The sequence below is a fragment of the Enterococcus sp. AMC2644 genome (genome assembly GCF_058216475.1).
Genome location: NZ_CM177095.1, coordinates 3,049,848 through 3,067,250 on the forward strand (window position 1 = coordinate 3,049,848; position 17,403 = coordinate 3,067,250).

Here is a 17,403-nt window from a genome sequence, read left to right on the forward strand (position 1 = left end):
CCTTCGTCTCTCACCATACCAGACCTAATTTAATTTTTCCTAAATGAGCGAAAAAATTGTGTCCTGCCTCTTTTTTCTTCAGATCTGATGAACAAAAAAGAAAGTGAGAACGATTCTCATTTATAAAAATACGCTCATAGATGCACAATGTCAAGTTGTTAAATAAAAAAGACAATATTCCTTTTTAAGAAATACTGTCTAATTAATTAATTTATTTTCTGAAATAAGCGATACAACGGACAAATACCCCAACTAGCAACACGAATAAGACTAACATTGCTATTTGTGAACCGTTGATTGTTGCTTCCACTGTATTCGTACCCCTTTGTTGAAAAATACCAATAATCGTTGCAACAACTGCAGTCGAAACCGCACCAGAAAATTGTTGCAAAGTATTAAAAATAGTATTCCCATCCCCATATTGGTTACGTTGCAATTGATTCATTCCTGTTGTCATTATATTACTGTAACACAAACCAATTCCAATCATATACACAACATGACCTAAGACAAGCGCCATCAATAGGGGTTGTTTCAGTAATATAGTTAAAGCAGCCCAACCAATAGTTGCCAAAAACAAGCCGATTAAAATCGGTTTCTTACTGCCAAAACGATCTAATAAATTTCCAGAAATTGGCGCTAAAATTGCTCCTACTGATGCACCTGGTAACATTAATAAACCAGCGATAAAAGCATCCTTCTCCAAGACAATCTGTACGAAATTGGGTAAAACAAAAGAAACGCCTAGTAACAATGCCTGACAAATTAAAAAGCCAACTAAAAATACTCGAAATTGCTGTTGTTTTAAAATAGCTAAATGAACAAGTGGTTCTTTAGCATTTTTCGATTGATAATAAAACAGCATAAAACCAACTAAGCCAACAAATAACCAAAGCAAGGATTGCCATTGATGAATTTGATTAAGAAACATTAAAAATCCAGTAAATAACAAAATTACTCCCAACAGCCCTAAGGCATCCAAGCGACTATTTCCTTCTGGTTTAGAATCAGGAATAGCAACTATTCCCATGACAAATGAAACAGCTAAGATAGGAATTAATAATAAAAAGATATAATGCCAAGACAGATGAGCTGTTAAAATCCCTCCATAAGTCGGGCCTAAAGCTGGAGCGATAGAAGTTGTCATAGTCCCAATGCCCATCATTGTCCCTCTCTTTTCAGGTGAACTAAAAGTTAAAATAAGATGAAACATCAACGGCAAAGCAATCCCAGTACTTACCCCCTGTAAAAAACGACCAACTAATAATATCGGGAAATTGATTGCGAAAAAGTCAATTAAAAGACCAGTAATAAAAAATAGATTGGCTATTGCAAATAATGTACGAGTGGAGATATTTTTTAACAAATAATTAGAAAAAGGAACAAATATAGAAATGACTAATAAATAAATGGTTGTTACCCACTGGACTTGTCCAGTCGTTATTCCAAATTCATTAATTAAGGTCGGAAATGTTACGTTCATCGCAGTTTCAATTAAAACACCTGCAAATGACATCATCCCAGTCGCAATAATAGCTGGTAGTAGTTTGATATTTTTTTCTTGCATGTACACTCTCCTCCAATTTCATCAAAAAAAAGAGAGTCAGTTTCTAAATTAATAGAAACCGCCTCTCTTTCGACACACCTATTGTACTAAGTGTGTTATCTGTACGATTTATTGAATTTAATCATAAAATAGAATGGTTCTTTCGTCAAGTCTCTCTTTATTTTTTCAAATGAAATCCTTGTTTTTGTAAGAAATCTGCAACTTCTGGACGACGGGTATCTTTAAAATGTTCTTGAATTTTTCGACTCCAACTTGCTTGTTGAGCATTATTAATACGTTTTTGATAATAATCCTGCATGACATCATCATATTTTTGCAATGTTGCTTGGGCCATTTCTTGATAACTGTCAATGGTAACAACTGCTTCTTGAAAAAGACGAGGTTTCACCTCATTTTTTTCTTTAGGATAGCCAATGATTAAGCCAAATAACGGAATCGTAAATTTGGGTAATGCAAATAACTCAGCAATTCTAAAAATATCATTACGAATCCCTCCGATATAGCAGACACCTAAATCTTGTGATTCTGCAAAAACGACCATATTCTGCGCAGCAATGGTCGTATCAACAACTGAAACTAGTAACGATTCCATCGATGAAAAAGATTCTAAATCGCTATTTATTTGTTTCGAAATTTGATAATTACGATTTAAATCAGCAACAAACAAGTAAAAGACACCATATTCTGCACCATAACCTTTAAAATTAGCAATGGCTTCTACTTCCGTTAACTTCTCTTTGTTTCTAACTTCGATAATTGAATAGGCTTGTACAAAGTTGGAAGATGAACCACTTTGAGCTGCTTGTATTAACTGTTTTTTTATTGGTTCAGATAGTTGTTTTTCTTGAAATGAACGTACCGAGGCATGACTAGTTAATCGTTCTAAAATATCCATTCTTCTCCTCCTTATAAATGTTAGGAGCTATTTTATCGTCAATCGTCGCCTTTTTCAAACAACAAGTATTACTGATACGCACCAAAATTTATTTTTTTATCCTGTATACGTACCTTTCCATCTAAATCATAGTCGCCCACCCATTGACTAATAATTCCTGAACCACGCGCTGCGGAATGGTTATTCAAATGAAAATCATGGTTTTCTTCATCAACAAAAGCAGGTTCCTGATGAAAATTAGGAGTATGTTGAATATGCGTTAACTCCCCTTCATAAGCTTTACCCAAATAGAAGATATTGTTGATAATTTCATTAGAAGTAACTTGTGCATGCTTTTGAACTAAAATATGAACAAGATTATTCACTAAAGTATTATTATAAATTTTTATCTCAGTAGCCTTTCCTTTTTGCACATCATAACCACCAAATGCGATTCCTGCTATTTCTAAACAATCATAAATGACATTATTTCGAATGACAATTCGCTTAGTGGCTTTATCTTGATGTTCACTAGCAGCCTCAATACCAATATCTGATTTCCAAATCATATTTTGCTGAACTACAATATCACGTCCACCATCAATATAAATACTAGCAGCTGAGGCTTCACGATAAGAAGGGTTACTGCTCGTTGAATTATTCCAAAGTTCATTCTGTTCGCAGATGCCCTCTCTAGCAAAATCATTTTTACTTGCAATTCCTTCAAAGCCAATCATATCGATTCCAATATTGTCATTATCATGAATTTTATTGCGAGAGATTTTAAAGTCTTTTACATTTCCGTTCAATACAACCGTTTCACTTAAACCTAAAATATTTTGGGAAATTTCACAATTTGTAATTGCTAAATTGTAAATTGCTTGCTTACTATCCGTTCCATAAACTGCCAAAGCATGGGCATTCGCTTTTTGGGGATCAGAATTTCTAGTAGTAATTTTAGAAATTTGACATTGATTAATCACTATATCATGGCTACTACCCGTGATAAGAATTCCACTCGGAACATTTTCATTATCCGAAGAAAAATTTTCAAAGGTTAAACCATTAATCATTATATCGTGTTGATTTTTAATAACTAATAGCCCATCTAGTGGATTGGTAGTTTCTTGTTGACTACCATCAATGACTACAGATTCTTGCTGATAATTTTGTAATGTAATGGGATGATTCCTTTTACCAGAGTTTTTGACAACAATTTTTTCATGATATACTCCACCGCGAATATAAATCGTATCGCCAGCTTTAGCGCCATCAACTGCTTCTTGAATGGTGCGATAGGGTTGTTCAAAAGAACCATTTCCCTGATGACTATTAGAAGCAACATAAATTTTTTGCTTTTCAGAATGACTAAACGAACTGGCACATCCAACTAATACAATAAAGAACAAGCAACTCAAAATCATTTTCATAAGAATGACTCCTCTGTTTTAAATTAACTAAAAACACACCCGATAAAATGCTATGCGTGCCTATCAATTAGTCTAGTCGAAAATCTATTTCTGGGCCTTTAGGTACAATTTGAGTTGGATTAATAAAATCATGACTAATATAATAATGCTGTTTAATATGTGATAAATTAACAGTTTGAGCAATTTGGGGCCAATTGTATAATTCTCTTGTATAGCGCCATAAATTTTTGTATTCCCTAATTTGTTTTAAATTACATTTAAAGTGGCCTACATAGACTGCATCAAAACGCACTAACGTTGGAAATAAACGCCAGTCAGCTTCTGTAGGTTCATCGCCAATCAAAAAACGTTGATGTTCTAAAACAGCCTCAATTTCATCCAAACGGTTAAAGATATCAGCTACCGTTTTTTCGTATACTGCTTGTTTGGTAGCAAAACCGGCTTTATAAACACCATTATTAATATCATGATAAATTTTTTCATTCCACTCATCAATTTGCGCTCGTTTCTCTTCAGGTAAATAATCTCCTTGCAGAGCACCAACATTATCAAAAGCACTATTGAACATACGAATAATATCCGCAGATTCATTACTAACGATTTTATTTTGTTTTTTGTCATATAAGACTGGAACGGTCACACGACCACTATATTCCGGATCCACTTGCGCATAAATTTCATAAAGAAATTTTGCATGAAAAACTGAATCAGGAATCACACCTGCCATCTCTTCAAATGTCCACCCATTTTTAAGCATGAGTGGATTAACAACTGATAATGAAATCAGGTCATCTAATCCTTTTAAACAGCGAAATATTAATGTCCGAGATGCCCACGGACAGGCATAAGAAACATATAGATGGTAACGATTTGCCTCGGCTCTAAATCCACCCTCCCCGGTTATCCCAGGGCTACCGTCAGGCGTAATCCAATTCCGAAATTGTGAATCTTTGCGAATAAACTCACCTTTTTCATTCGTATAGCGATTGTCTTGTGACCATTTCCCATTAACTAACATTCCCATAATTCCACGTCCTTTGTAATTTATTGTAAGAATTTTTTATTGGAAGTTAAAAAGTTAAAAACGTCATGTCATTTTAAATGGTAACTAGCTTAATTTCTTTTCACAAAATACTAATTTCTTATGATTATCCCTTGCTTTTAATTTAGATTATCATACTTATTATTTCTATACAATTTTCTGTTTTTCCTTTTCACTCTTGATTCAAACCTTCTAAAAAAATTAAATATTCATATGGAAGTCAATCTTTTAGGTCTAAAATAAAACGTGGCTGCATCTAGTAATAGAACAATTATTGGACTAAAAAGCGTATATTCAAGGAAAACACAAAAATTATTCGTCTATTGTTCAGATTATTTCCTAGAACAGACAAAAAAAGGTTGCTAACTTTCTTTGGTTAGCAACCTTTTACTTAAGTTAAAGAATCTTCATTAATCCACACTTTTTTATTTATTAAAAATTTTAGGTCCTTTACGCATGTTTTTACGATCATTCTTTGGCGTTTCCATTTGTTTTGATCTGCCGCCACCTTGTTTCTTTTTGATTAATTCTAACATTTTCTCTTTTGAATTCATTGTTTCCACCGCCTTCATTTGCACGACTACATAAAATAGTACGCTTCTCATCATAACTGTCAGCGATGACTTTTTCAAGAATTCTTTACTTCACTACTGTAAATCTACGCTATTTGTAGCAAGAACTTACTTTTCATCGGAAAGAACTAAGAAAAATTTTTCAGCAGTTCTCATTTTTTCATTGTTTATTTCTACATTTGTTTTTAATTTTTACTATCTTACAAGCTAGTATTTACATCACTTATCACAACATCTCCACGCCATGCGGACATGCCACCCATGACATTAGTCAGGTCATATGTCTCTCCCAAAAACTGACAAGCTCTTGCCGAGCGAGAACCTGCTTGACAGATTACGTAATAAGATTCTTGTTTTTTCAACGGAAGCTCACTTTTTCCTAAATGACTCAAGGGAAGATTCTGGGCATTCTGAATATGACCTCTTTGAAATTCATCTGTTTCACGAACATCAATGATTGCGAGCTTTCTTTGTTTGTTTAGTTGTTCAAATTCATCCATACTAATCGAATTATACATAAATGATTTCCTCCTGTTTAACTACTTGATAAAGGGCAAATGCACCATCTAGATTTTTTGCTTTAAATCCGTGTTGCTTTAAAATTCGTTCTGCAATATAACTACGTAAACCACTTTGACAACTTACAATATATTCTTTGTCCTTATCTAATTGAGCTAATTTATGGCGCAATTCATTTAGCGGGATATGCACACTTGCTTTAAATCCTCCTTGGCTAAGCTCATCGAAAGTTCGTACATCTAACAATATTTTTCCTTTTACTAATTCTTCCGCTAGTTCATACCATTGAACAGATTCACTTAATCCTTCTGCCAGGTTCATCGCTGCATACCCCAACATATTAACAGGATCTTTTGCAGAACCAAAAGGTGGCGCATAGGTTAATTCTAATTCAGGTAAATCAAAAATTGTCAGCTTACCTTTAATCGCAGTTGCTAGTATATCAATTCTTTTATCTACACCTTTTTCACCAATTCCTTGAGCTCCATAGATTTGACCTGTTTGAGGATTAAATATTAATTTCAAGGTGATTTCAGTTGCTCCCGGAAAATATCCAGCATGATCTTTTCCATTAACATGTACAACTGCTAAAGGCAAATGAGCCATTTTGACAGCACGTTCGCTTAAACCTGTTGAAGCTGCCACTAAACCAAAAACACGGACAATTGAAGTTCCAATACTTCCTTGATTTTTTCGGGCTATTCCAGCAATAACATCTGCTACTTGTCTACCTTGACGATTTGCTGGAGAAGCTAGCGAAATTAAAGCTGATTCTCCAGTAATTTGTTGATGCACAACAATTGCATCGCCGACAGCATAAATATCAGACGCACTTGTTTGATATTCTTCATTTACAAGAATCCCGCCACGTAATCCTATTTCTATCCCTGCCTCAAGAGCTAAATTACTTTCTGGTTGGACACCAACCGATAATAAAGTTAGATCCGACATCAGCTCTTGTCCGTTTTCTAAAATGATTTTCTTACCAGCTTGTTCAAAGCGAACAGCTGCTTGAGATGTAATGACAGTTATCCCTTGATTACCCAATTCTTTTTCGACAAAAGCTGCCATTTCTTCATCTAACGAAGGTAATACTTGCGATGCTTTTTCGATAATTGTTACTTGTAATCCGCGTCTTTGTAAATTTTCTGCCATTTCTAAGCCAATAAATCCCGCACCAATAACTACTGCATGTTTAGCTTGTTCAGTTATGTTTGCCATAATTTGATCTAAATCTGGGATATTTCTTAAACTAAATACGTTTTCTGCTTCCTGTAATCCCTCAATGGGTGGAATCAAAGCTTTTGCTCCTGTAGACAAGATTAGTTTGTCATAGGTTTCAATTATTTCCTGATTTTTCACACGAATTGTTACAGTATGGTTTTCTGGTGAAATAGCAGTCACTTCATGAAATGGCCGTACGTCAAGATTAAATCGGTTTTTCAACGCTTCTGGAGTTTGTACCACAAGTTGTTCTCGTTCCGAAATTTCACCAGATACATAGTAGGGTAAACCACAATTTGCAAAAGAAACAAACGGTCCTTTCTCCAATACAATAATTTCTGCATCTTCCATCAAACGACGTAAACGTGTAGCTGCTGACATTCCACCAGCAACGCCTCCAATAATTATAATTTTCATCTTAATTTCCTTTCCTAACGCTGCCTGTCCATTGATTCATTCCACCACGAACATTGATTGCATCATAACCTTTTTTTCGTAATTTTTTAGTTGCTTGTCGACTCCTCACTCCTGATTGACAAATAATATAGAGCGGTTCTTGTCTTCCTTTATATGAATCTAGTTTACTCAAAGGAATATTTTTAGAAAACGGTATATGCCCTCTACGGTATTCACTTGAGGTTCGCACATCTAAAACTATGGTATCATCTGATATTACTTGCTTTAGCTCAGAAATAGTAATAGATGGCATCCTCTTTAAAATAAGATTAAACATTGATTACTCCTCCTTATATACCTTATGGGGTATATTAAACTATTGTTTTATCCGATTGTCAACTGTTTTTTTTCACTATCTTACATTTGACCTAAATACCCATAAGAGGTATATTAAAGAAAATATAATTTTTAAAGGCTGTGATAATTATGAAAGAAGATAAAAAGAAAGTGATTCATCGATTACGAAGAACTGAAGGGCAAATACGTGGTATCCAAAAAATGATTGAAGATGAAAAAGAATGTATCGATGTTATCACACAATTAAGTGCAGTCCGTTCTAGTATTGATCGTGTCATGGGAATGATTGTTGCAGAAAATCTCAAAAATTGTTTTGTTTCTCCCGAAAACGATCCCGAAGAACAAGCAAAAAAATTGGACCAAGCAATCAATATGATTATAAAAAAATAACAAAAAGTTGACTGATTTACAGCTCATTTTTAAACGCTCATTGCTTCAATTAAAAAGATTGAGATTCTCTTTAATTGTCTTACAAATATTTTTTCTAGAATCAATTCATTTTTTAGAATTTCCACTTAATATTTGCTTCTCTATAGAAATAGCTGATTTCTCATGCAACTAGGGAAATTGATAACAATCTAAGAAGAGTATGATAAGCTACTTTTACAAGAATCAAGCAATTAATAAATTCTGCTCAAAATTCGAAAAGAGGAAAATATGAAGAATATTGTTGTTACTGGAGGAAACCGTGGATTAGGCTATGAGATTGCTCAAGCATTAGCTAATCAAAATAGTCATATTATTATAGCTTGCAGAGATATCGAACACGGGAATTATATGTCTAAAAAATTACCTGGTAGTTCAGAAGTGCTTGCTTTAGATTTATGTTCTGAACAATCTATTTATTCATTTATAGAGCAATTGGTACAGCGCTATTCAAAAATTGATGTTCTTATGAATAATGCTGGTATTTTTGATAATTCTGGTCATAAAGTAACTTTTATGAACCAGTCATTTAATAATGTCTGGGTGACGAATACTTTAGGCCCCTATCTACTAACCAAGCAGATTGCCCCTTTGTTAAATAAAGCTCCCCATCCTAAATGTGTTTTTATGAGTAGTGTTGTTGGTCATCATAAGCGTTTAAACTTAAAGATGGTAAAAGAACAATCAAGTGTAGAAATATATAGTCAAAGCAAATATGCTGATTTATTACTTACTGAATTATTCGCAAAAGAGCAGCCAAACTGGCAAGTTCTGGCTACTCATCCTGGTTATTCAAATACAGCTATCTTTGATGGAAGAACTCCTGGGTGGAAAAAGCAAATAATACGACAGCTGACAAATATTCTTGGTCAATCTCCAAAAAAAGGAGCTCAATCAGCTATTTTAGCTATAACAGAAGAGTTTTTTTCTAGTAGTTATATTGGTCCCAAATACTTAAAAGAATTATATGGTCCCCCTCGTATTCGGGATATCCAAAAATATTACCATACAGAAGATTTAGCAACATTTAGTCAATTTCTGACAGAGATACAAAAATAAGGATGAAAAACTGGTCACAAAACTTAAAAATAGTTTTTATAACCAGTTTTATGTTCTGAAATCAATTTCCATGCAACATCTTCCTATGGATTAAAAAAACAGTTTCTAATATCCTTGGTATCCTTCATAAAAATGTTACATCTGATACAATAAGAAATATTTCAAATAAAAAAACTTCCGATACAAATATTCATGCATCGGAAGTTTTTTTACTTAACTTAAATTTCTTTCAAAAGTACCATAAACTAAAATTTCTTTCTCTTTAATCATAGTTTGACCTTTAGCAATAACTGTATCAATAACTAAATCTTGGTCAAGCAAGCAAAAGTCAGCATCTTTTCCTACTGCGATTTGTCCTTTATTCTCCAATTTCAAAATATCTGCTGGATTTTTTGTAATAGCACGAATCGCAATATCCAATGGAATCTGTTCTTTGAAAACAGCTTCTTGAATATTAATTAAAAGTGACTTGGAACTACCAACACCCAAACCAATAAATTCTCGTTTTTCGTTGAAATAAGGCAAACTCCCTTGACCATCAGAAGTCATCGTAAAGCGATCATGAGAAACACCTTCATCTAATAGACGTTTTAAACCTTTACTAAAGCGAACTTCACCATCGGTTTCCTCCCAAAAATCAGGATCTTCACTACCAGTAAAGTCAATATAGCCCCCACGTTTTGCATATGCTACACATGCTTCAAATACTTCTTGGGTACGATTGGCATGCGTTGGCCAAAACTGGCTCATTGGAATTTCTGTATTAGCCACTGTTTCTTCAATCAACTTCAAATGATCTCGGCCGTCTCCTAAATGTACATTGACTATGCCAGCTTTTCCTGAAAGCATCCCACCAACACGAGCATCTGCTACTGCACGAGTAAATTCTTCAAAAGATGGTTGTGATGAGCGATGGTCGGAAATGGCAATTTCACCAATCCCTATAATTTTGTCAATCGTTAAAAAATCTTTGATAATCGATCCAGTCACTGTTTTAACTGGTAGACGATAAGAACCCACATAGACATAGGTTGAAATCCCCTCTGCTTCTAGACCACGTGCTTTACTTATTAAAGCAGTCATATCACGACCTTCACCATCGGTACCTAAACAACCGACAACAGAAGTTACACCTGCTGTTGTTAATTGCGTTAAAGTTACTTCAGGTGTCCGATTTTGAAATCCACCTTCACCACCTCCACCTAAAATATGAAAGTGCCCATCAATAAATCCCGGTGTCAATATTTTATGACGACCATCAATTTCCTCTATTTCACAACCAGCTACTTGTAACTCAATCTGATTGTCAATTGCTAAAATTTTATTTTCTGTGTAAAGTATATCTTTAATTCCTAAATCATCTGGTGCATATACATGTGCTTGACGTATTATTTTCAACATAAGAAGCCTCCTTACTGCAAACCAATCATAACAGCAATAACAATGAAAATTGTCCCTAAAACAAATAAAAATCCTTGCATTTTGATTTGGAATTTTGCCCATTTAATCCAATCGATACGAGCAACTCCTAACACACCAATTAGACTTGCAGAAACCGGAGTAAAAGCATCCATAAAGCCTGAGCCTAACTGATAAGCCAAAACAGCAATTTGTCGGGAAATACCCAATAAATCTGCTAAAGGAGCCATGATTGGCATTGTTAGTGCAGCTTGACCAGAGTTTGAGGTAACAACTAAATTGAATAAGCTTTGGAAAATATACATTGCCCATGCACCAACAACTGCCGGAACACCTGCTAATACAGAACCAATACTATGAAGGACAGTATTCAAAGTAGAATATTGGCTTGCATCTGCTCCACCCAACACTAGTAAAATCCCTTTTGCCATACCAACAACCACAGCCGTACCTGCTAAATCTGCTGCACCACTTTGGAAAGAAGTTGCAATATCATTAATGCCCATATCATTTACTTTGAAGATCACAGCAAAAATCCCAGCTAACAAGCCCATCACAAAAAATTGAGACGCAATTTCTGGGATGTAATAGCCTTTTTGCGTTACTCCCCAAACAATCCAAATTAAAACAGCAAGCATTTCAAGCAAAATGACTTTGTGTCCTAACTTAAATGTATTACTTTCATTAACATTATTTTCAATATGTTTGCGGAAATAAGCGTCTGATTTGTAAACAATCGAAGACTCTGGATTTTTACGAATTTTTTCAGCGTAAACCATCAAATAAGCAGCAGATAAAGCTGTAACTACCACCCACATAATCAAACGGAAAGTCGCTCCAGATAAAACAGGAATCCCTGCAATCCCTTGGGCTACAGCAACGCTAAAAGGACTCATCCAGGAAGTAGCATTCCCAATTTGTGAGGCAACATAAGTTACAGTGACTGCAACGATTGAATCGTAACCTAATGCAATGACAAACGGTACCATAATCATCGAAAATGGAATGACTTCTTCAGCCATTCCAAAGGTCGCTCCACCAAATGAAAAAGCGAAAAATAGCAATGGTAAGGCCAGTCGTTCTAACCCTTTCGTACGATTAATAAACGCATAAATTCCTGCATCAATCGCCCCAGTTCGCATGATAATACCAAACGCTCCACCAACAACTAAAATTAATGCCACAATCCCTACGGCCGAACCATACTTATCTCCTGATACTAAGCCTTCAAAAATAAAATTCAAAAATCCAAAACCACCAAAGTCATCGGTTCCCCAAACTTTAGCAGTTTTATGCAATTTTTCAGAAGTATCGTAAATAGCATCTCCAAATTCTTCGTAAAGCACATCATCGGTTAAAGAAATTTCATCTAATTTTTCTTGCGAAAGTTTTTTTTCACCTTCTGCTAGAACCGTCTCCAGTTGTTCTTTTTCTACCCCTAACGCATCTAGCGCTTTTGGATTTTCCACTAGCTCTTCTAGCTGATTAAATACAAAACCATTATCTAAATTGTATGCATAACGAAAGGAGTCTTGTTCTAAAACCGTTCTTGAAGCCACTCCACCATTTGCGTCTTCATATTGAATTTCTTTCGTGCTGAATTTTCCAGCTGGAACTAAAAACGTGAGTAACCATGCAAAAATAACGACACAAAAAATAATGACATAGGTATGCGGCGTTTTTAGTTTTGTTAAATCTGTCTTGCCTTTCTTCATCCTTATCCTCCTATATATTCCATGAATAAATAATCATAAACGAATAACATTATACAATAAATAACCAAATTTGGAACCCTGTATTAAAGAAGTTTTAGATACAACAAATAAATAAAGTTTTTTTGTACAATAAGAAGCCCTGAATCCACGCTACATCCAGGGCTCTTTGATTATTTATTTGTTCTAAGTAATTCAATAGACTTCCTTGAAAGAACCTAGCTCTTTATTGGATTATTTCAAGGAGCACCTTTTATTCCAAACTTTTTTAACACTTAAATAACCACCTATACTCATCCATAAAATAAGCACTATCAAGAATAGACAGTTATAATATTTAGTGGAACAATAGGTTATTTCTAACTGATTCAGACCATCATGAGAGCGGATAGTTGGGACACCTATTGGACTTAACGCTAGCTCTCTTCTTTTTAATAATCTTTGATTTAATATTAATTTGGTCCCCTGATAAATAGTAATCGGAATCATAATTTCTTCTTCCAAACCAAACCACTCAATAATCAGTTTTCCATCTTTTACTTTTTTATTAAAACCACTGCTATCAATCATCTCTTTTCGATACAGTTCATAGTTATTTTCAGTAGTTTCTTGATAGACTGGCAAATAATCCGGGGTAGATTTATTAACTAATTGTACTAACTTTGACAAATCATTGGAATGAAAACTACTAGTAATTTCTGCTATGGTATCGCCTGTGAATCGAACATGTTTCCCTAAATATACTTCCGGTGATTGCTGATACTGAATAAACAGATGAACACTACTCACCAATACCGATTGCATTAATCCAAATAGCACTAACCATTTTTCAATTTTTTTACTCCTTTTTTGTCTTTTTTGCAGGACTAATCCCCAAAAAAGACAAACTAAAACAATAAAAGGCATAAAAAAACGAAATGGAAATTGAATAAGTTCAATAATTTTAAATGACTGTTCAGAGAGTAATTTCCAAGGAATCAAATTGGTTGAAAGAATCAGATATATAAAAGAAATACCACCAATAAATAGTGTTGTTTTTGAAAGCTCTTTTCGGTGCAGATGAGACTCTTTTATTAGCCAAATGATAATAACTAGGAAACTTATTGGACTCCATAGCCAATAAATACTTTGATAGTTTATTGTGTTCAAATACATTTCTTTATTCACAAAAGGTGCAACTAGTTGATTATCGGTATAAAGTTGATACAAGCCCAACCAAATATTTATTGAAAAAATAAAACACACTCCCATACTAGCTACGAGTTGTCTTAACAATACACTTTTTCGCCGAGATTCTAGCCATGCGTACAAAAATGCTAAAAAATAAATGTTGACTAAAAGTAAACTTGTAAACAAATGGATTTGAACCATTGCTGCTACGCTCAACCCCACTGCTAGAACCGATAATTTTTGCTTATCGAGCAATTCTTTTAACGGAATGAGGCACAACGGCAATAGGGCCACGCCCCAACTACTAAATCCTTGACGAAGAACCCAGTACTGAATGGCATACGTAGTTACAAAAAAGAAGCTAATCTGATAACGAAATTGTTTGTCAATTTGATGATGTTTTAACAACTGATTCATTGAGAAAAAGGCGGAAAAAGCGAGTATCAAATTACTACTAGTTTGATATAGAAACCAGGTCCCTGTTAACAGTAACAACAAGCCGTGCAAGTAGGCAAAGATGGGACCATAAAGTGGATTAATAATCCTGCCAGATTCTTGAAAACCATACATCGAAATAAAATATTGCCAATTTTGTTCTTTTATTTGCATTGCAGTATCATAAAAGCGATTAAAATGAAAGATACTATCCGATCCTAAAATAACTTGTTGTGAGAATAATTGTGGCAAAAACATCAGACAAATAGCTCCCAGATAACTAATTAATAATCGATTTTTTCCAAAAAAATTCATTCTATCACCTCGATAACAGCTTAGATGAATGAGATTCTTTTATAAAGAAACAAAACGAAACATCGCTGTTAAATCAGCATGTTCGATATTGTTGCGCAGAAAAACATTAGAAATTAGCGAGAAATAAATCGTAATTTGTTATACTTAAAAGGAGAAAATAGTAGTTGGGTGAGAAAATGAAAATCGGGAAAATTATTAAAGAAGAACGCTTAAAACGAGAACTAACACAAGAGCAATTTGCACAAGAATTTTTCGTAACCAGACAACTTGTATCAAAATGGGAAAACGGGAAAAGTTATCCTGATTTAGACCAGGTAGTTAAAATGAGTGACTGGTTCGAATTACCTTTAGATTACTTGTTAAAAGAAGACACTCAAATGCTTAATGAGTTAAATTTTGATACCAAATTAAAAAAGAGAGTAAAATTAACTGGTATTATTCTCGGTTTAATTTTTTTAGGTGGGCTACTAGGGGGACTTATTTTCTTTGTGCTTATTGATCAACCCCTTTTACAAGCCTCTGATATCGAAATAACGACAGTAGAAAAAAAGATCTTACCAGAAAAAATAATCATCAACCCAGTGACCAGTGAGACATGGACTCTTCCTGAAGATGTTGAATACAAAATTCATTTTAAAACTACCAAACCTTTTGTTAATCTCTCAAAATATACTGGTTTTGTTAATACATCAAATGATAACAGCATGCAAATTTTATTGGGTGGGAACAATTGGTCGTTGATTGGTGGAAAAAAGGACTCTATTATTTATATTAACTCTCAAAGAAATAATCTAAACGCACCACGTTTAAATCTTGGGAAAGATATTTATTTAATGAGCCGAAGAAAAGCTAGCTCACAAACCATAGATCAATTGGAGTTGTGGTCTGACAAAATTTTAGATTGGCAATACTTAGAAAGCCTTCCTAGCAAAGAATAAATCGACAATTTCAGTTTCAATTCACTTTTACGTATAATCTAAATACAGTTTGCCAGACGAATAAACTTTTAAAAGATCTTTAATAATCTCTAATAGATTCATTTTTTAGAATAGTTTTCCAGTTGTTTATATGAAAAATAACTGGTTTAACGAAATTAGTTGGCTTAGCAAACTAATTGTTTATTGTTAAGTCTTTAAAAAAACTCAAATTAAGAGAAGGACTTGTAGCCAAAATGTCTTTAAACTTTCTAAAAAGTTCCACTAATAGGAAGCTTAAAATCACCGTTACCAATCGAACTAACATTTGAGTAAATCTGTAAAGTTTTTTAAAAATTTTTGTTATCGTTTCAACTACATTTCTCGTTTCATTATTTTCTAACTTCTAATTGTTGAAGAACTTTCTACTGGCAATTAGTCACTAGTGAATTTTATTACTCTAGCTGGGATTTAATAGCAATTTTTTACAGTCTTTAATATAAATCAAAACTATGTTAAACTCATTTTCATAAGGAGGGATTTTTTTGACTAGAAAAATTATTACAGGAAAACAAGTAACTTCATCCGGACCCTATTCGCATGCCGTAGATGCCGGAGAATTTTTATTTTTTTCAGGGCAAACAGCATATAATGCCCTAGATTACGATGGAAATAAGCTTGATATACCTACGCAAACGCAAAAGTGTTTCGCTCATTTACAAGATGTAATGAATGAAGCTAATGTTAGTTTAAATGATGTCGTGAAAGTAAATGTTTATTTAACTAGCATGAAGCATTTTAACGAGATGAATGCAATTTATGAAAAACAATTTACCGCCCCTTATCCAGCAAGAACTTGTGTGGCTGTGCTTGAATTACCTTTGGGTGCTGATGTTGAAATTGAATGCATTGTTAAAAAGAAGGTGTGACAACAATTAAAACTGGTTGTCACACCTTCTTTTTTAGTTAATCGATAAATCTCTACAGAGTTAAATAACATGCGTAGACCTCTAATTTTAAAAATCTAAACCAACTATTTTCCGAACAACCATAATAACGCTCCACAAAATAATACCAACTACGACAAAATAAAAGAAAACTTTCAGAGCATCCATGATTGTAATTACTGAAAACCAATCGCTAATTAATAATAAAGGATAGACGGTTACTAACATAACTAAGAAATGTACCGCTGTTTTCTGTGCTAATCCCCAACTATCTAATTGATAAATAGTTGTTGCGGCTCCAACAAAAAATAAGATACATGCAACAATAAATGTGCCTTTAGCATCAGTCTCTTTACCTTGAAGCTTTAAAATAAATGAAATGCCCGCCATAATAAGAAATGGCATTCCACCACGTAGTAAACTGGACATAATTAAGTGCATAATAACTTCCTTCTTTCGTTTACCAAACATTCAGTTGCTTAGCAATTTGCTCATCTACCCGTTCATTTTTACCAATCTCACGATTAATAAAACCCTTTTTCTTACACCAAATATCTTGTAAGATTAGAGGACGCTGGTCTCTTATAACTTCAGAAACTTTTAATGGTATAGATGGATAAGCACCTTCGCGTCTCTCGTTCATCATCGAATAATTATCTTGCTCTTTTTGCCAAATAAAATACCCCTGTTGTTCGTTTCCCATAGCACTCCTCCTCTATTTGATAAATCTTCTTACCATTAATCATAGCTCATTAATAAGAAAATCCCTTCAGACTAAAGTATGAAATTTTCAATCTTCTAATCTTAAGAAGCTTCTATAAGTTAATAGTAGCGGTTTATTCAAAAAAGCCTTGATTTTGTGATATAAAGAAAAGTCCTGTCACTGAGCAACGTTATATATAAAAGAAAAGGCATTAGAAATATCCGAGCTACTTTCGAAATTTCTAATGTCTTATTTAAACTACTTAGTCAATCGCTTAAAAATTTAGTAAACTTCTCTTCATAAACATCGGTCAACAAAAGAA

17 protein-coding genes are annotated in these 17,403 nt (G+C 33.9%); 4 read left to right on the forward strand and 13 right to left on the reverse strand.

Going from position 1 to position 17,403, the window contains the following annotated elements:
- Positions 1-211: 211 nt before the first annotated feature.
- From AC4BC5_RS14780 to AC4BC5_RS14815, 8 genes are all read right to left on the reverse strand, one after another.
- Positions 212-1,567 (reverse strand): DHA2 family efflux MFS transporter permease subunit, encoded by a 1,356-nt coding sequence (locus AC4BC5_RS14780; protein ID WP_490496121.1) that lies wholly within the window; start codon positions 1,565-1,567, stop codon positions 212-214.
- A 157-nt stretch (positions 1,568-1,724) separates the two neighbouring features.
- Positions 1,725-2,462 carry an oxygen-insensitive NADPH nitroreductase gene (gene nfsA, locus AC4BC5_RS14785; RefSeq protein WP_490496122.1) on the reverse strand — a complete coding sequence of 246 codons (738 nt, stop codon included), beginning with the start codon at positions 2,460-2,462 and terminating at the stop codon, positions 1,725-1,727.
- A gap of 68 nt (positions 2,463-2,530) precedes the next feature.
- Entirely contained in the window at positions 2,531-3,871 is a 1,341-nt protein-coding gene (locus tag AC4BC5_RS14790) for a right-handed parallel beta-helix repeat-containing protein (protein ID WP_490496124.1), read from the reverse strand.
- 67 nt (positions 3,872-3,938) lie between these two features.
- Positions 3,939-4,895, reverse strand: a complete 957-nt coding sequence (locus AC4BC5_RS14795; RefSeq protein ID WP_490496125.1) for a glutathione S-transferase family protein — start codon at positions 4,893-4,895, stop codon at positions 3,939-3,941.
- Between the two features lie 443 nt (positions 4,896-5,338).
- Positions 5,339-5,467, reverse strand: a complete 129-nt coding sequence (locus tag AC4BC5_RS14800; protein WP_490496126.1) for a hypothetical protein — start codon at positions 5,465-5,467, stop codon at positions 5,339-5,341.
- 218 nt (positions 5,468-5,685) lie between these two features.
- Entirely contained in the window at positions 5,686-6,003 is a 318-nt protein-coding gene (locus tag AC4BC5_RS14805) for a rhodanese-like domain-containing protein (protein ID WP_490496127.1), read from the reverse strand.
- Positions 5,996-7,645, reverse strand: coding sequence for an FAD-dependent oxidoreductase (locus tag AC4BC5_RS14810; RefSeq protein ID WP_490496128.1), 1,650 nt, complete (start codon positions 7,643-7,645; stop codon positions 5,996-5,998). Before AC4BC5_RS14810 ends, AC4BC5_RS14805 begins: the two co-directional genes overlap by 8 nt.
- Before the next feature lies 1 nt (position 7,646).
- Positions 7,647-7,961 carry a rhodanese-like domain-containing protein gene (locus tag AC4BC5_RS14815; RefSeq protein ID WP_490496129.1) on the reverse strand — a complete coding sequence of 105 codons (315 nt, stop codon included), beginning with the start codon at positions 7,959-7,961 and terminating at the stop codon, positions 7,647-7,649.
- A 149-nt stretch (positions 7,962-8,110) separates the two neighbouring features.
- Between AC4BC5_RS14815 and AC4BC5_RS14820 the strand changes: the two genes are divergently transcribed.
- Positions 8,111-8,371, forward strand: a complete 261-nt coding sequence (locus AC4BC5_RS14820; RefSeq protein WP_490496130.1) for a metal-sensitive transcriptional regulator — start codon at positions 8,111-8,113, stop codon at positions 8,369-8,371.
- A gap of 267 nt (positions 8,372-8,638) precedes the next feature.
- Positions 8,639-9,466 (forward strand): SDR family NAD(P)-dependent oxidoreductase, encoded by an 828-nt coding sequence (locus tag AC4BC5_RS14825; protein WP_490496131.1) that lies wholly within the window; start codon positions 8,639-8,641, stop codon positions 9,464-9,466.
- A 213-nt stretch (positions 9,467-9,679) separates the two neighbouring features.
- Here the strand turns inward: AC4BC5_RS14825 and iadA are convergent, their stop codons facing one another.
- The 3 genes from iadA to AC4BC5_RS14840 all read right to left on the reverse strand — a co-directional run bounded on the left by iadA (position 9,680) and on the right by AC4BC5_RS14840 (position 14,517).
- On the reverse strand, positions 9,680-10,864 hold the full coding sequence (gene iadA / locus AC4BC5_RS14830; RefSeq protein ID WP_490497568.1) for a beta-aspartyl-peptidase: 1,185 nt from the start codon (positions 10,862-10,864) through the stop codon (positions 9,680-9,682).
- Between the two features lie 14 nt (positions 10,865-10,878).
- A complete protein-coding gene (gene yfcC / locus AC4BC5_RS14835; protein ID WP_490496132.1) occupies positions 10,879-12,600 on the reverse strand; it encodes a putative basic amino acid antiporter YfcC in 1,722 nt (573 codons plus the stop codon).
- A 231-nt stretch (positions 12,601-12,831) separates the two neighbouring features.
- Positions 12,832-14,517, reverse strand: a complete 1,686-nt coding sequence (locus AC4BC5_RS14840; protein ID WP_490496133.1) for a hypothetical protein — start codon at positions 14,515-14,517, stop codon at positions 12,832-12,834.
- Between the two features lie 164 nt (positions 14,518-14,681).
- Between AC4BC5_RS14840 and AC4BC5_RS14845 the strand changes: the two genes are divergently transcribed.
- Together AC4BC5_RS14845 and AC4BC5_RS14850 are read left to right on the forward strand one after the other, a co-directional pair.
- Positions 14,682-15,455 (forward strand): helix-turn-helix domain-containing protein, encoded by a 774-nt coding sequence (locus AC4BC5_RS14845; protein ID WP_490496134.1) that lies wholly within the window; start codon positions 14,682-14,684, stop codon positions 15,453-15,455.
- A 521-nt stretch (positions 15,456-15,976) separates the two neighbouring features.
- Complete coding sequence (locus tag AC4BC5_RS14850; RefSeq protein WP_490496135.1) at positions 15,977-16,360, forward strand: RidA family protein; 384 nt, start codon at positions 15,977-15,979, stop codon at positions 16,358-16,360.
- 87 nt (positions 16,361-16,447) lie between these two features.
- Here the strand turns inward: AC4BC5_RS14850 and AC4BC5_RS14855 are convergent, their stop codons facing one another.
- Positions 16,448-16,819 (reverse strand): DUF3021 family protein, encoded by a 372-nt coding sequence (locus tag AC4BC5_RS14855; RefSeq protein WP_490496136.1) that lies wholly within the window; start codon positions 16,817-16,819, stop codon positions 16,448-16,450.
- Positions 16,820-16,838: 19 nt separating this feature from the next.
- Complete coding sequence (locus tag AC4BC5_RS14860) at positions 16,839-17,081, reverse strand: hypothetical protein (protein WP_490496137.1); 243 nt, start codon at positions 17,079-17,081, stop codon at positions 16,839-16,841.
- Positions 17,082-17,403 lie beyond the last annotated feature (322 nt).

What these genes read in the sequence shown, in the direction of transcription:
- AC4BC5_RS14795 (WP_490496125.1), bottom strand. Translation starts at nt 4,895, where the DNA reads ATGGGAATGTTAGTTAATGGGAAATGGTCACAAGACAATCGCTATACG.
- AC4BC5_RS14840 (WP_490496133.1), bottom strand. Translation starts at nt 14,517, where the DNA reads ATGAATTTTTTTGGAAAAAATCGATTATTAATTAGTTATCTGGGAGCT.
- AC4BC5_RS14780 (WP_490496121.1), bottom strand. Translation starts at nt 1,567, where the DNA reads ATGCAAGAAAAAAATATCAAACTACTACCAGCTATTATTGCGACTGGG.
- AC4BC5_RS14810 (WP_490496128.1), bottom strand. Translation starts at nt 7,645, where the DNA reads ATGAAAATTATAATTATTGGAGGCGTTGCTGGTGGAATGTCAGCAGCT.
- AC4BC5_RS14815 (WP_490496129.1), bottom strand. Translation starts at nt 7,961, where the DNA reads ATGTTTAATCTTATTTTAAAGAGGATGCCATCTATTACTATTTCTGAG.
- AC4BC5_RS14820 (WP_490496130.1), top strand. Translation starts at nt 8,111, where the DNA reads ATGAAAGAAGATAAAAAGAAAGTGATTCATCGATTACGAAGAACTGAA.
- AC4BC5_RS14790 (WP_490496124.1), bottom strand. Translation starts at nt 3,871, where the DNA reads ATGAAAATGATTTTGAGTTGCTTGTTCTTTATTGTATTAGTTGGATGT.
- AC4BC5_RS14855 (WP_490496136.1), bottom strand. Translation starts at nt 16,819, where the DNA reads ATGCACTTAATTATGTCCAGTTTACTACGTGGTGGAATGCCATTTCTT.
- AC4BC5_RS14805 (WP_490496127.1), bottom strand. Translation starts at nt 6,003, where the DNA reads ATGTATAATTCGATTAGTATGGATGAATTTGAACAACTAAACAAACAA.
- AC4BC5_RS14860 (WP_490496137.1), bottom strand. Translation starts at nt 17,081, where the DNA reads ATGGGAAACGAACAACAGGGGTATTTTATTTGGCAAAAAGAGCAAGAT.
- yfcC (WP_490496132.1), bottom strand. Translation starts at nt 12,600, where the DNA reads ATGAAGAAAGGCAAGACAGATTTAACAAAACTAAAAACGCCGCATACC.
- AC4BC5_RS14800 (WP_490496126.1), bottom strand. Translation starts at nt 5,467, where the DNA reads ATGAATTCAAAAGAGAAAATGTTAGAATTAATCAAAAAGAAACAAGGT.
- nfsA (WP_490496122.1), bottom strand. Translation starts at nt 2,462, where the DNA reads ATGGATATTTTAGAACGATTAACTAGTCATGCCTCGGTACGTTCATTT.
- AC4BC5_RS14825 (WP_490496131.1), top strand. Translation starts at nt 8,639, where the DNA reads ATGAAGAATATTGTTGTTACTGGAGGAAACCGTGGATTAGGCTATGAG.